12 protein-coding genes are annotated in these 12,802 nt (G+C 59.3%); 2 read left to right on the forward strand and 10 right to left on the reverse strand.

The window, feature by feature from the left end; translation table 11 throughout:
* Positions 1-178: 178 nt before the first annotated feature.
* The 10 genes from H0Z09_RS27010 to H0Z09_RS27055 form a co-directional block, all read right to left on the reverse strand.
* Entirely contained in the window at positions 179-2,140 is a 1,962-nt protein-coding gene (locus H0Z09_RS27010; protein WP_186694889.1) for a DUF4105 domain-containing protein, read from the reverse strand.
* On the reverse strand, positions 2,137-2,457 hold the full coding sequence (locus tag H0Z09_RS27015; protein WP_076952251.1) for a DUF2388 domain-containing protein: 321 nt from the start codon (positions 2,455-2,457) through the stop codon (positions 2,137-2,139). The genes H0Z09_RS27010 and H0Z09_RS27015 overlap by 4 nt, the downstream gene beginning before the upstream one ends.
* Positions 2,458-2,495: 38 nt before the next feature.
* On the reverse strand, positions 2,496-2,804 hold the full coding sequence (locus H0Z09_RS27020) for a DUF2388 domain-containing protein (protein WP_186694891.1): 309 nt from the start codon (positions 2,802-2,804) through the stop codon (positions 2,496-2,498).
* A gap of 80 nt (positions 2,805-2,884) precedes the next feature.
* Positions 2,885-3,205: a DUF2388 domain-containing protein gene (locus H0Z09_RS27025; protein WP_186694893.1), complete on the reverse strand. Its 321-nt coding sequence runs from the start codon at positions 3,203-3,205 to the stop codon at positions 2,885-2,887.
* A gap of 341 nt (positions 3,206-3,546) precedes the next feature.
* Entirely contained in the window at positions 3,547-3,759 is a 213-nt protein-coding gene (locus tag H0Z09_RS27030; protein ID WP_076952254.1) for a DUF1127 domain-containing protein, read from the reverse strand.
* Between the two features lie 318 nt (positions 3,760-4,077).
* Complete coding sequence (locus H0Z09_RS27035) at positions 4,078-5,571, reverse strand: acetyl-CoA hydrolase/transferase family protein (RefSeq protein ID WP_076952255.1); 1,494 nt, start codon at positions 5,569-5,571, stop codon at positions 4,078-4,080.
* 234 nt (positions 5,572-5,805) lie between these two features.
* Positions 5,806-7,242 carry an NAD(P)(+) transhydrogenase (Re/Si-specific) subunit beta gene (locus H0Z09_RS27040; protein WP_076952256.1) on the reverse strand — a complete coding sequence of 479 codons (1,437 nt, stop codon included), beginning with the start codon at positions 7,240-7,242 and terminating at the stop codon, positions 5,806-5,808.
* The gene (locus tag H0Z09_RS27045) at positions 7,242-7,562 is read right to left on the reverse strand and encodes an NAD(P) transhydrogenase subunit alpha (protein ID WP_025854291.1); all 321 of its coding nucleotides are present in this window, start codon (positions 7,560-7,562) and stop codon (positions 7,242-7,244) included. The genes H0Z09_RS27040 and H0Z09_RS27045 overlap by 1 nt, the downstream gene beginning before the upstream one ends.
* A 15-nt stretch (positions 7,563-7,577) precedes the next feature.
* The gene (locus H0Z09_RS27050) at positions 7,578-8,699 is read right to left on the reverse strand and encodes a Re/Si-specific NAD(P)(+) transhydrogenase subunit alpha (protein ID WP_186694895.1); all 1,122 of its coding nucleotides are present in this window, start codon (positions 8,697-8,699) and stop codon (positions 7,578-7,580) included.
* Positions 8,700-9,130: 431 nt separating this feature from the next.
* Positions 9,131-10,051 (reverse strand): LysR family transcriptional regulator, encoded by a 921-nt coding sequence (locus tag H0Z09_RS27055; RefSeq protein ID WP_186694898.1) that lies wholly within the window; start codon positions 10,049-10,051, stop codon positions 9,131-9,133.
* Positions 10,052-10,208: 157 nt separating this feature from the next.
* Here H0Z09_RS27055 and H0Z09_RS27060 point away from each other — a divergent pair, with 157 nt between their 5' ends.
* Both H0Z09_RS27060 and H0Z09_RS27065 read left to right on the forward strand, forming a co-directional pair.
* Positions 10,209-11,390, forward strand: coding sequence for an acyl-CoA dehydrogenase (locus H0Z09_RS27060; protein WP_186694900.1), 1,182 nt, complete (start codon positions 10,209-10,211; stop codon positions 11,388-11,390).
* Between the two features lie 12 nt (positions 11,391-11,402).
* Positions 11,403-12,623 carry a CaiB/BaiF CoA-transferase family protein gene (locus tag H0Z09_RS27065; RefSeq protein ID WP_186694902.1) on the forward strand — a complete coding sequence of 407 codons (1,221 nt, stop codon included), beginning with the start codon at positions 11,403-11,405 and terminating at the stop codon, positions 12,621-12,623.
* Positions 12,624-12,802: the final 179 nt, after the last annotated feature.

Consider the following 12,802-nt stretch of genomic DNA (forward strand, 5'->3'; position numbering starts at 1 on the left):
TTAAGCACTCCGGGCATTCAGCTTGCCACTCACCGCTCTCACCCACAGTCTAATCCTTGCCCAAGACACAAGCGGGCTTGCTCGCGAATGCAGTCTGACAGTTGATGATGCATCGACTGACAGGCCGCTTTCGCGAGCAAGCCCGCTCCCACATTTGGACTCTGTTGAGCCTTGGTTTTCAGGGCAGTTCGAGGCCACCGGCGGCTTTGTGCAGTGTGCGCAGGTGTTCACCGATCTGCTTGAGGTTGGCTTCGCACGCGGCAATTTCGGCGGCGCGGGAAGGATCCAGCAGCGCCCTCACCTCTTTATCCAGCTCGCCGGTCAGCGATTGCAACTGCTTCTGGCGCTCGGCGCTTTCCGATTCCAGGCGCTTGGCCTCCGAAGGTTGCGGCAGGCCGTAGCCACCGCTGCCCAGCAGTTCGGCCGGGCGGCTGAGGAAGCCGCTGTTGGCGAGGATCTGTTGCAGCGTGGCGTTGGCTTTCTCCATGCCGCCGTTTTTCAGCTCGCGGGCGCCGAGGTAGCGTTGCTTGACCTCGTCCTGGGCCAGCATCAACTGTTTGCGAAAACTCGCCTGCTCAAGCAGCAATAACGCAGCGCTGGTGCGCAGGTCCGCCTGGCCGAACCACTGGCGACGCTCCTGCGCACTGAGAGAAAGCCAGTCTTCGACCTGGGTCTGCTTGATCGGCAGGTATTTGCGCAATACATCGAACATGGCCTGGTAGCGTTCGCGGAAGGAGTCGAAGTGATAACCCAGGCGCAGTGCCCTGCGTTTGTCGTCCAGTACGCTGGTGTCGGCCAAGCCGCGGGCGCTTAGAACCTCGAGCAAGCCGTTGGGGGTGATGTTATCCAGGCCGGTCAGTTGCGGATTGGCGCTGCCGCTGCGTAACAGTTTCAGGCTCTCCACCGCGCAGTTGTTGGAAATAAAGAAGTAGTTGCCGTCGTAGCTCCAGTGCATTTCGGCGGCATGCTCGACGGTGTCGTTGATTTCCTGGCGGGTCAGCTTCAACGGGACCGAGGCCAGGCCGCGCAGCTCGGTCTTGGTGTACTCGTCGATCACTTGTGCCAGCGGCAGTACAAATAATCGCGACGGGTATTTGCCGACCAGGCCATCCCAGCTCGACAGCTGTACGTCACCGACGAAAGCGCGGTAGGACAACACCAGGTGCTGGTCCAGATCCAGCCGGCAATCCGGCCCGCGTGGCCGGCCCGGCGCGCAGATCACCAGGCGCAACATGCTGTGGCCCCAGCGGCTGACCAGGTTCTGGTTGGCTTCGGCCAGCAAATAGTCGATTTCGTAGACGCGCTCCGGGTCCACCTGGCCCAGCGGGGTCTTGGCGAAATCGTTGCCCGCGTTCAAGAACGCGTAGGTGCTGGCGCAAGTGTCTTGTTCCGGCGGGGCCCAGCCGAAGTGTTCCTTGTAATAACGAAATAGCGCCGGGCGGCGGCAGGCGTAGCTCGGGTCAAGGAGAAAATACTCCATGTTGACCGCCACGAACTCAAGCGGGCTGGTGGTTTCGTAAATGTCCGGGCTACGGGCGACCTGATGGTTGGTCTGTTCCCTTTCGCCGCGGCGACCGACGTATTGCGGCCAGCCGGCAAGGTCCAGCAGGCGCGGGTCATCGCTGAGGGTAAAGCGTCGGCCGTTCTGGCCACGGCATTGATCAGGCAGACCGATCAGGCCGGTGAGGTTGTTCTGGCGGCTGCAGCGATTGATCAGCGCGCGGTCTTCCTTGGACCACAGGCGCGCACGGTCATAGATGTGCGTCAGTTCATGCAGCACGGTGGCGAGCATTTCCCGGCGCACGGTGCCGTGGGGGCGATTGGTTTTCTGGGTGGCGGCGCTGCCATCGGTCAGGCTGGCAAGCAGGTTGCGGTTGAGGTCCAGCTCGGACACCAGTGAAGCTTGCCCATAGGCGTTTCCGGGCATTTTGTCGGTCCAGCCGACATCGATGCGCCGGTCCAACTGCTCGATAAAGCGCGGCGGCAACGAGCGTAGCGCCTCGTCGAGCAACGCCTGGCTGGCCTGCTGTTCAGCCGGGCTCAAGCCTTCGGTCTTGAGCTGCAGCTGCAGGCTGGCCTGGGCCGCGCCCGCACACAGCAGCACAGCCCCGGCCAGGAGCCAGGTGGCGATTCGCCTCACAGTGCGAGGATGGCTTCTGCGAGGGTCTGGTCACTGGCATCGCGGGCTTCCGGCAGGCGTGTGCGCAGGGTGTCGAAGGCAGCTTCCAACCGAGCGCCACGGATATCACCGTTGGTGGCAACGAAACTGGCGGCGTCATCGTGGGCTTCGCGCACGACTTTGGAGTCACGGATGGAGGTGGTGGTGTCGGAGGTGAAATCAATGGTGCGGCCAGAGGCGCGAACAATGATGTTACTGGTGGCCACCAGGGTTTGCGCCTGGGCAACGTCGGCCAACAGCAGCAGGCCAAGGGTGGCGGCGATCAGCGGGCTACGCATGGAATAACTCCAAATACAGAAGATGAAATCAAAGATGATTATTGGACGAGAATTGCTTGCGCCAGTTCAAGGTCGCTGACGTTAAGTTTTGGCTGGCTGCGGCGCAGATAATCCAGCGCTGACTCCAGCCGTGCGCCCCGCCATTGGCCGTCAGTGGCAACAAACGCGGCAGCGTCGTCCTGGGCGGCCATTATCACTTTTCTGTCGAAGGGCGCGGAAGTCACCTTGCTGGTGGCGTACGCGCTCGCGACGGTGCCCTGGGTGGTCAGGTCAAAGGCCGAAACCGACGGTGACCAGGCGGTGCAAAGCAACACAGGCACTATTAAAAGACGGTATGAAAAAGCCATGGGACTCGACAACTGAAAGCGAGCGTCAAGGCTAGCGTAATGCCCGGGCGAGAGCCAGTGCCCAGGCATCGATCCTGCCGTCAGATGGCCAGGATGGCCTGGGCCAGTTGTGCGTCAGACGCGGTATTGAGTTGCGGTGCTTGCTGACGGATCTGGGCCAGCGCGCTTTCCAGTTTCACGCCACGAATGGCCCCTTCGCTGGCGACAAAGCTGGCGGCATCGTCACGGGCGGCGCGCACGACCTTGCTGTCGCGCAGGGACGAAGTGGCGTCCGAGCTGGCGTCGGAAGTGGCCTTCAGCGCGCCGACGATGGAATCGGTGGTCACGATGAAGCTAGTGGCGTTGGCGCTGGCGGCCAGGCTCAACAGGGCGGCAGCACTCAGCAGGCGAAGACGGGACATGGGATGACTCCTTTGGATGGTAGGTATAAGGCGGCGCAGAGCGGCCACTGTAGAGAGCATGACTTCTAATTAAAGGTCAGACGCGGGCTCGACGCCGTTCGCCACGTGACGGTCGGATATTAAGCCGCCGCTTATCTATTCTGGTAGCGTTTATGGCTATGCAAAACTGTACATGAAAATTTCTATTAAACAAAAACTGTACTGGTGTTGTACCTGGCTCTGTTGAAAAGGCCTGGTTCGAAAACAACAAAGCCCGCCCTCGGTGTCCCGGGGCGGGCTTTGTTTTGACAAATCTGGGTGCTGGCAGTGGACCCGTCAGGTCAGGGCCAGCGAGCGCTAAGTTAGCGCCAGAACGGCTTGCTCAGCTCTTCGTAGCGTTGAGCTTCGCTGATACCAGCGTCAGCCAGCAGACGCGAATCCAGACGAGCCAGTTGATGGCGGCTGGAAATGCGGCGCTGCCACAACATAAGGTTGGCGAGAACGCGCAGAGGCATGGCGGACTGGTTGCTTACAGCTTTTTCAGAGAACAGATCGGAACTGAGTGTACGTTCCATGATGACATCCTTCCGCTTGTGGCGGGATTAGGTAGTGGTTTAACTGATGCCAATGATCCTCTCCCCGCGCAAGACTCTCCAGATACAGTTCACCTGTATTGTGAGAGGGCAGTTAACTGTTTAAGGGTGCTGTACTGTTCGGAAATGGGGCAACTGTACCTGTCCGCACTCAAACAGTGCGAAATAGGTAGTTTCAGCGTGTTGTGTAAGAAATTTCGGTAGGAAAGCACCGGTACAGCAGTACAGTTTTTTCAGGAAGTGCAGATGAAGAAGCCGAGCTGACGAAACTGTATGCCCATCAGCTCGCATCTGTGTCACTCACGCCTTGAGCATATGCCCGGTTTCTTCCAAGTTGATGTGCCAGCTCAGTGCTTCCCGCAGGATGTGCGGCGTGTGGCCGCCAATAGCGCAAGCGGCATTGAAGTAACTGTTCAGCGCATCGCGGTAAGCCGGATGCACGCAGTTGTCGATGATCACCCGAGCGCGTTCCCGTGGCGCCAGGCCGCGCAGATCGGCCAGGCCCACTTCAGTCACGAGGATGTCGACGTCATGCTCGGTGTGGTCCACATGGCTGACCATGGGCACCACACTGGAAATCGCCCCGCCTTTTGCAATCGACTTGGTGACGAAGATCGCCAGGTGCGCGTTGCGCGCGAAATCCCCGGAGCCGCCAATGCCGTTCATCATGCGCGTGCCGCAGATATGGGTGGAGTTGACGTTGCCGTAGATATCGAACTCCAGCGCAGTGTTGATGGCGATGATACCCAGGCGCCGCACCACTTCCGGGTGGTTGGAGATCTCCTGCGGGCGCAGCACCAGCTTGTCTTTATAGTGTTGCAGATTGCCGAATACGTCGGCGTTACGGCGTTCCGATAAGGTGATCGAGCTGCCCGACGCGAAGGTCAGCTTGCCCGCATCGATCAAATCAAAGGTTGAGTCCTGCAACACTTCCGAATACATGGTCAGGTCTTCGAACGGCGATTCGATCAACCCGCACATGACCGCGTTGGCGATGTTGCCGATGCCCGCCTGCAGCGGGCCGAGCTTGTTGGTCATGCGCCCGGCGTCGACTTCCTGCTTGAGGAAGTTGATCAGGTGATTGGCGATGCCTTGGGTGTCGCTGTCTGGCGGCGTCACGGTAGAGGCGGAGTCGGCCTGGTTGGTGATGACGATGGCAACGATCTTTTCCGGAGGGATCGGGATTGCGGTGCTGCCGATACGGTCGTCGACCTTCACCAGCGGGATCGGCGTGCGCGTCGGCCGGTAGGTCGGGATATAGATGTCGTGCAACCCTTCCAGGTTCGGGTTGTGCGCCAAGTTGATCTCGACGATCACCTGCTTGGCGAAAATCGCGAAGCTGGCGGAGTTGCCGACGGAAGTGGTGGGAACGATGTGGCCAAGCTCGGTGATCGCGACCGCTTCAATCACGGCGATATCCGGCAGCTTGAGCTGATTGTTGCGCAGTTGCTCGACGGTTTCCGATAGGTGCTGGTCGATAAACATCACTTCGCCGGCATTGATGGCCTTGCGCAGGGTGCTGTCGACTTGAAACGGCATGCGTCGCGACAGTACGCCTGCTTCGGTGAGTTGCTTGTCCAGGTCATTGCCCAGGCTGGCGCCGGTCATCAGGGTGATTTTCAGCGGGGAAGTCTTGGCGCGTTCGGCCAGGGCGTGGGGGACGGCCTTGGCTTCACCGGCACGGGTGAAGCCGCTCATGCCGACGGTCATGCCGTCCTCGATCAGTGCGGCGGCGTCTGCCGCGCTCATGACCTTGTTCAACAACGAAGGCAAGCGGATACGATCACGGTACATGGATTGTTATCTCGGGCTACGGAAGCAAGATGCGCAGTTTAGTGATTTCAAAAGATTTCGGCCCGCTACCATGGTCGAATGCCAGGCGGCGATTTAGAGCCTTTGGTCGGGTTTCATGTACGTGCAAAGCGGGACGCAGAGCATCCCTGGATGCATTCCCACGCAGAGCGCGGGAACGATAAAAAACCCCAGCCTATAGCAGGCCGGGGTTTCGAGTATTGCGCTGAAGCAGTGTTACTCGACGGCTTTGACCATATCTTCGATGACCTTCTTGGCGTCGCCGAAGACCATCATGGTCTTGTCCAGGTAGAACAGCTCGTTATCCAGGCCGGCATAACCGCTGGCCATCGAGCGCTTGTTGACGATGATGGTTTTGGCCTTGAACGCTTCGAGAATCGGCATGCCGGCAATCGGCGAGTTGGGATCGTTCTTGGCGGCCGGGTTGACCACGTCGTTGGCGCCCAGCACCAGCACCACGTCGGCCTGACCGAACTCGGAGTTGATGTCTTCCATCTCGAACACCTGGTCATAAGGCACTTCGGCCTCGGCGAGCAGTACGTTCATGTGCCCGGGCATACGGCCCGCCACCGGATGGATCGCGTACTTCACGGTGACGCCGCGGTGAGTCAGCTTTTCGGTCAGCTCTTTGAGCGCATGTTGCGCTCGAGCGACTGCCAGGCCGTAGCCCGGAACGATGATCACGGTGTCGGCGTTGGTCAGCAGGAAGGTGGCGTCGTCGGCCGACCCGGATTTCACCGGGCGTGCTTCTTTTGATCCTGCAGCGGCGCTGGCATCTGGCGTGTTGCCGAAACCGCCGAGCAACACATTAAAGAAGGAACGGTTCATCGCCTTGCACATGATGTACGACAGGATCGCGCCGCTTGAACCCACCAGGGAACCGGCGATGATCAGCATCGAGTTGTTCAGCGAGAAGCCGATACCCGCCGCCGCCCAGCCGGAGTAACTGTTGAGCATCGACACCACCACCGGCATGTCTGCGCCGCCGATCGGGATGATGATCAGCACGCCCAATACAAAGGCAAGGGCCAGCATCAGCGCGAAGGCGGTTAGGTTGCCGGTGAACATGAACGCCAGGCCCAGGCCCAGCGTGGCGAGGCCAAGTGCCAGGTTCAGCTTGTGCTGGCCGCCGAACTGTACCGGTGCGCCCTGGAACAGGCGGAACTTGTACTTGCCCGACAGTTTGCCGAACGCGATCACCGAACCGGAGAAGGTGATTGCGCCGATGGCCGCACCAAGGAACAGCTCCAGGCGGTTGCCCGCAGGAATCGCGTCGCCCAAGAGTTTGACAATGCCCAGGGATTGCGGCTCGACCACCGCGGCAATTGCGATGAACACCGCGGCCAGGCCGATCATGCTGTGCATGAAGGCTACCAGCTCCGGCATCTTGGTCATTTCTACGCGTTTGGCCATGATCGAGCCGGCAGTGCCGCCGACCAGCAGGCCAACGATCACGTAGCCGATACCGGCAGTTGCAAGCTCGGCGCCGAGCTTATAGATCAGACCCACGGTGGTGAGCACCGCCAGCGCCATGCCAAGCATGCCGAACAGGTTGCCGCGCCGTGAAGTGGTCGGGTGTGAGAGACCCTTGAGGGCTTGGATGAAGCAGATCGACGCAATCAGATACAGCGTCGTGACCAGATTCATACTCATTATTTCTGCACCTCTTCTTTAACTTTGGGCGCTTTCTTCTTGAACATCTCAAGCATCCTGCGGGTGACCAGGAAGCCGCCAAACACGTTGACTGCCGCCAGTGCCACGGCCAGGGTGCCCATGGTTTTGCCCAGCGGAGTCACGGTGAGGGCCGCGGCCAACATGGCGCCGACGATGACGATCGCCGAGATGGCGTTGGTGACCGCCATCAACGGCGTGTGCAGCGCGGGGGTGACGTTCCAGACCACGTGGTAACCGACATAAATCGCCAGCACAAAGATGATCAGGTTGTAGATACCGGGGGAGATAAGCTCTTCCATCGTCTGAATCCCTGCTTAGGCGTTTTTGCGGATGACTTGGCCGTCGCGGCACATCAGGCACGCGGCGACGATGTCGTCTTCGAGGTTGATTTCAAACTGCCCATCCTTGTTGAAGACCAGCTTCAGGAAGTCCAGCAGGTTGCGTGCGTATAAAGCAGAAGCATCGGCGGCTACGGCCCCGGCCAGGTTGGTCGGGCCGCAAATGATCACGCCGTTCTCCACCACCACTTGATCGGCGACGGTCAGCGGGCAGTTGCCGCCTTGGGCGGCGGCAAGGTCGATGACCACCGAGCCCGGCTTCATGTGTGCAACGGTCTCGGCGCTCAGCAGGGTGGGTGCCTTGCGGCCAGGAATCAGCGCGGTGGTGATGACGATATCGGCTTGCTTGGCGCGCTCGTGCACGGCCAGGGCCTGGCGCTGCATCCAGCTGGTCGGCATCGGGCGCGCGTAACCGCCGACACCGACCGCGCATTCACGCTCTTCGTCGGTTTCGTAGGGCACGTCGACAAACTTGGCGCCCAGGGACTCGATCTGCTCCTTGACCGCCGGGCGTACGTCAGACGCTTCGATCACGGCACCCAGGCGTTTCGCCGTGGCGATGGCCTGCAGGCCTGCAACACCGGCGCCGAGGATCAGCACGCGCGCCGCTTTGACGGTGCCTGCGGCGGTCATCAGCATCGGCATGAAGCGCGGATAGTGATGGGCGGCGAGCAGCACAGCCTTGTAGCCCGCAATGTTGGCCTGGGATGACAGCACGTCGAGGCTCTGGGCCCGCGATGTGCGCGGTGCAGCCTCGAGGGCGAAGGCGGTAATGCCGCGCTCAGCGAGCTTGGCAATGGTTTCGTTGCTGAACGGGTTGAGCATGCCCACCAACACGGTGCCGCTTTTGATCAGCGCAAGTTCGCTGTCGCTGGGGGCAACCACTTTGAGAATAAGCTCGGCGCCAAACGCATCGTTGGCGCTGCCAATGGTCGCGCCTGCCGCTTCATAGGCACTGTCGACGACGCTGGCCTGGATGCCGGCTCCGCTTTGTACAGTGACCTTATGGCCCTGGCCGATCAGCTTCTTGATGGTTTCCGGGGTGGCAGCCACCCGCGTTTCACCGGTCTGGGTTTCGAGAGGAACACCAATGTGCACGTCAAATCTCCTGCATGATCTTTTTGCTTTTGATCTTTTTGTAAAAAGGCCAGTGCACCGCGAGTGGCGCAACTGGGGCGGCCGATCAGCACGATCCCGCTGAAATGACAGCGGGGCGCGGCATTTTGCAGGCGAACTTTACGGCCTTCAAGGAATTATGACGGGTGACGAAAAATTAACTACAAGTCACCCTGTGACTGATTGTCGCAAGTAGTTGGAATAACTGATTTAAATACAGTCGCTTACAGGCTTTACTGCGTTTTTTCAGCATTTTCCCATGGTTGCCATGAATGGTCGTTCATTGGCTCGTAATAGTCGCTCAAAGCTATGTAGCGCATGGCTTTGAGCTTTGTTGCTGAAGAACAGATACAGTCTGTTCAAATGCGACATATACGTACATCTGTAGGATTCCAAATTAACTGACTACAAAGTCAGAGGCTTGGTTGGAGCCCTGCACTATTGATGCTATAGCGCTGCGACTGATCGATCAGCCAGTTCTTGAATGCCTGAAGAGAGGCTGATTCGACTTTTTTGTCGGGAATCATCAAGTAGTAAGCCTTGGAGCTGGCCAGCGCCTCGGTGCAGGCGATCACCAATTGACGCTCCTCCAGTTCGCGTTGGATGAGGAACGGGGGAATCAGCGCGATCCCCATGTCATGCATGGCTGCCTGGGACAACATCGAGAATAGCTCGTAACGCGGGCCTGTCATGTCGCGAGGTACGCTCAGCTGTTGGGCATTGAACCATTGGCGCCAAGCGTAGGGTCGAGTGGTCTGCTGCAGCAGGGGCAGTTCCGCAATTTGTTGGGGGCTGAACGGGTGTGCGCTGCCCAGTAGTCGGGGGCTGCACACCGGCACAGGGTTCTCTCCCATCAGTCGGTGGGATTCAGTGCCGGACCAATCGGCATCGCCGAAGTAGATCGCCGCGTCGAATTCGGTGTCGGCAAATAGAAACGGGCGTGTGCGGTTGGTCAGGTTGAGGGTGACTTGCGGATGTTGACGCTGAAAATCCTTGAGGCGAGGTATCAGCCATTGAGTGCCGAACGTGGGGACCACGGCCAATTCGATGGTGTTGGCGCCTTGCTGCCCCATGACGGACAGCGTGTCGCGCTCTACCGCGTCCAGCTGCGTGGCGACGCGACGGCTATAGGACAGCCCCGCTTCCGTCAGCTTCACCCCGCGCCTTGAGCGGCGAAACAGCTCGACACTTAAAAACTCTTCAAGACTGGCGATCTGTCGACAGATGGCGCCTTGGGTAATCGAAAGCTCGTGCGCGGCCTTGGTAAAGCTCTCGTGGCGGGCTGCGGCTTCAAAACTGACGAGGGCGGTGGTACTGGGAATTTTTCTGCGCATATACCGTGTCCTCACTTATAAAGCGCCTATGCGCCCTTCCTGGTCGTTACGAAGTGAGAAATTAGCACAACCTTATGCGTAAACCTCGTTTGCCCTCTGAGGCTGTCGAGCCTAGGCTGCTTTCACGACTTCCGATTTCTTCCGCGAGGGCTTATTCATGGCTGGCAAGGCAAGCTTCAACTGGATTGATCCACTGCTGCTGGATCAACAGCTCACCCAAGAAGAACGCATGGTGCGCGACAGCGCTGAGCAATTTGCCCGGGACAAGCTGGCGCCGCGTGTGCTCGAAGCCTTTCGCCATGAACAGACAGACCCCGCCATTTTCCGTGAGATGGGCGAGACCGGTTTACTCGGCGCAATGATCCCCGAGCAATACGGTGGCAGCGGCTTGAACTACGTCAGCTATGGACTGATTGCGCGCGAAGTGGAGCGCGTCGATTCTGGCTATCGCTCGATGATGAGCGTGCAGTCGTCACTGGTCATGGTCCCGATCAACGAGTTCGGCACTGAGGCGCAGAAACAGAAGTACCTGCCGAAGCTGGCGTCTGGCGAATGGATCGGGTGTTTCGGCCTGACCGAGCCCAACCATGGTTCCGACCCGGGTGCGATGATTACCCGTGCGCGCAAAGTCGAGGGTGGCTACAGCCTGACGGGCGCGAAGATGTGGATCACCAATAGCCCGATCGCCGATGTGTTCGTGGTGTGGGGCAAGGACGATGCTGGCGATATCCGTGGCTTTGTCCTGGAGAAAGGCTGGAAAGGTCTGAGCGCGCCGGCGATTCACGGCAAGGTCGGGCTGCGCGCCTCCATTACCGGCGAGATCGTCATGGATAACGTGTTCGTGCCGCAAGAGAACATCTTCCCGGACGTGCGTGGCCTGAAGGGGCCTTTTACCTGCCTTGACTCCGCGCGTTATGGCATCTCCTGGGGTGCGTTGGGTGCGGCTGAGTTCTGCTGGCACACCGCTCGCCAATACACGCTTGATCGCCAGCAGTTTGGCCGTCCACTGGCGGCGACTCAGTTGATCCAGAAGAAGCTGGCTGACATGCAGACCGAGATCACCCTGGCCCTGCAAGGCTGCCTGCGTCTGGGGCGTATGAAAGACGAAGGGACTGCGGCGGTCGAGATCACCTCGATCATGAAGCGCAACTCGTGTGGCAAGTCTCTGGATATCGCACGCATGGCGCGCGACATGCTGGGTGGCAACGGTATTTCCGACGAGTTCGGCGTGGCGCGCCATCTGGTCAACCTGGAGGTGGTGAACACCTACGAAGGTACGCACGACGTGCATGCCCTGATTCTTGGGCGCGCGCAAACCGGTCTTCAGGCGTTTTATTAATAGGAGCACGGCATGGGCGCGCTTTCGCATCTGCGGGTACTGGACTTATCGCGAGTACTGGCGGGCCCCTGGTCCGGGCAGATTCTTGCGGACCTCGGGGCTGAGGTGATCAAGGTTGAACGTCCGGGGAGCGGTGACGACACGCGCGCATGGGGGCCGCCCTTCCTTAAGGATGCCTATGGCGAGAACACCAGTGAGGCGGCGTATTACCTGTCGGCCAATCGCAACAAGCAGTCGGTGACTATCGACTTCACGCGGCCAGAGGGGCAGGCACTGGTGCGTGACCTAGCCGCCAGGTCGGACATTCTGATCGAGAACTTCAAGGTCGGTGGCCTTGCGGCGTATGGGCTGGACTATGAGTCGCTCAAGGAGATCAATCCGGAGCTGATTTACTGCTCGATCACCGGCTTTGGTCAGACAGGGCCGTATGCGACACGCGCGGGTTATGACTTCATGATTCAAGGGCTGGGCGGGCTTATGAGCCTGACCGGCCGGCCCGAGGGTGATGACGGCGCTGGGCCGGTGAAGGTTGGCGTGGCGCTGACCGACATTCTTACGGGACTCTATTCGACTGTGGCGATACTCGCGGCACTGGCTCATCGGGACCATGACGGCGGTGGGCAGCATATCGATATGGCGTTGCTGGATGTGCAGGTGGCTTGCCTGGCGAACCAGGCGATGAATTACCTGACAACGGGTGATTCGCCGAGGCGCCTGGGGAATGCTCATCCGAATATCGTGCCCTATCAGGATTTTCCTACCGCTGATGGTGGCTTCATCCTGACGGTGGGTAATGACAGCCAGTTCCGCAAGTTTGCTGAAGTGGCTGGGCAGTCACAGTGGGCAGATGATCCGCGCTTCTCTACTAATAAGGTGCGGGTGGCGAATCGGGCGGAGCTGATTCCGTTGATTCGTCAGGCTACTGTATTCAAGACGACGACTGAGTGGGTGTCGCAGCTGGAGCGGGTTGGTGTGCCTTGTGGGCCGATCAATGACTTGGCGCAGGTGTTTTCCGATCCTCAGGTCAAGGCGCGCGGTTTGGCCATGGCGCTGCCGCATGCGTTGGCAGGGATGGTGCCTCAGGTGGCAAGTCCGATACGGTTATCCAAAACGCCAGTGGAGTACCGCAATGCGCCTCCTCTTTTAGGAGAGCATACGGCCAAGGTGCTGCAGGAGGTGTTGGGGTTGGGCGAGCGTAATGTGGCTGCCCTGAAGGTCGCGGGTGTTATCTGAACCTCTTCTTCTATATAGAAGGCGTTGTTTGATCAGTTTTTGATGGTTTTTTAATCAATTCCAACTAACTGATAGAAAAAGCAAAATTAAGGGTTGACGGCAGATTCTGGAAGTCTATAATTCGCCCCACTTCCGGCGCAGTCGAAACGGAAAACTCCTTGGTAAACAAAGAGTTATGC

The sequence above is a fragment of the Pseudomonas sp. SWRI18 genome (genome assembly GCF_014268345.1).
In the GTDB taxonomy this organism is placed as follows: domain Bacteria; phylum Pseudomonadota; class Gammaproteobacteria; order Pseudomonadales; family Pseudomonadaceae; genus Aquipseudomonas; species Aquipseudomonas cedrina.

What these genes read in the sequence shown, in the direction of transcription:
- H0Z09_RS27025 (WP_186694893.1), bottom strand. Translation starts at nt 3,205, where the DNA reads ATGTCCCGTCTTCGCCTGCTGAGTGCTGCCGCCCTGTTGAGCCTGGCC.
- H0Z09_RS27045 (WP_025854291.1), bottom strand. Translation starts at nt 7,562, where the DNA reads ATGGAAGAGCTTATCTCCCCCGGTATCTACAACCTGATCATCTTTGTG.
- H0Z09_RS27020 (WP_186694891.1), bottom strand. Translation starts at nt 2,804, where the DNA reads ATGGCTTTTTCATACCGTCTTTTAATAGTGCCTGTGTTGCTTTGCACC.
- H0Z09_RS27060 (WP_186694900.1), top strand. Translation starts at nt 10,209, where the DNA reads ATGGCTGGCAAGGCAAGCTTCAACTGGATTGATCCACTGCTGCTGGAT.
- H0Z09_RS27015 (WP_076952251.1), bottom strand. Translation starts at nt 2,457, where the DNA reads ATGCGTAGCCCGCTGATCGCCGCCACCCTTGGCCTGCTGCTGTTGGCC.
- H0Z09_RS27065 (WP_186694902.1), top strand. Translation starts at nt 11,403, where the DNA reads ATGGGCGCGCTTTCGCATCTGCGGGTACTGGACTTATCGCGAGTACTG.
- H0Z09_RS27055 (WP_186694898.1), bottom strand. Translation starts at nt 10,051, where the DNA reads ATGCGCAGAAAAATTCCCAGTACCACCGCCCTCGTCAGTTTTGAAGCC.
- H0Z09_RS27030 (WP_076952254.1), bottom strand. Translation starts at nt 3,759, where the DNA reads ATGGAACGTACACTCAGTTCCGATCTGTTCTCTGAAAAAGCTGTAAGC.
- H0Z09_RS27035 (WP_076952255.1), bottom strand. Translation starts at nt 5,571, where the DNA reads ATGTACCGTGATCGTATCCGCTTGCCTTCGTTGTTGAACAAGGTCATG.
- H0Z09_RS27040 (WP_076952256.1), bottom strand. Translation starts at nt 7,242, where the DNA reads ATGAGTATGAATCTGGTCACGACGCTGTATCTGATTGCGTCGATCTGC.